Consider the following 219-nt stretch of genomic DNA (forward strand, 5'->3'; position numbering starts at 1 on the left):
GGACTGGAGCATGGCAAGTTCGGGCATAACATCCAAGCGTACGCGTTTTACGGGCGCAGAATTCATCGTTCATTTCCTGGAACGTCAGGGAATTAAAGTGGTCACCGGTATTCCTGGCGGCTCAATTCTCCCCGTCTACGACGCCTTGAGCCAAAGCACGAAAATCCGTCATATCCTGGCGCGCCACGAGCAGGGTGCGGGGTTTATCGCCCAGGGGAT

1 protein-coding gene is annotated in these 219 nt (G+C 55.7%); it reads left to right on the forward strand.

Features of this window, described 5'->3' with window-relative positions; translation table 11 throughout:
* Window positions 1-10: 10 nt before the first annotated feature.
* A partial coding sequence (locus tag FDX22_RS00615; RefSeq protein WP_255432660.1) for a thiamine pyrophosphate-binding protein occupies window positions 11-219 on the forward strand: 209 nt, incomplete at its 3' end.

Source organism: Citrobacter sp. TBCS-14, from assembly GCF_005280805.1.
Classification (GTDB): domain Bacteria; phylum Pseudomonadota; class Gammaproteobacteria; order Enterobacterales; family Enterobacteriaceae; genus Citrobacter; species Citrobacter gillenii.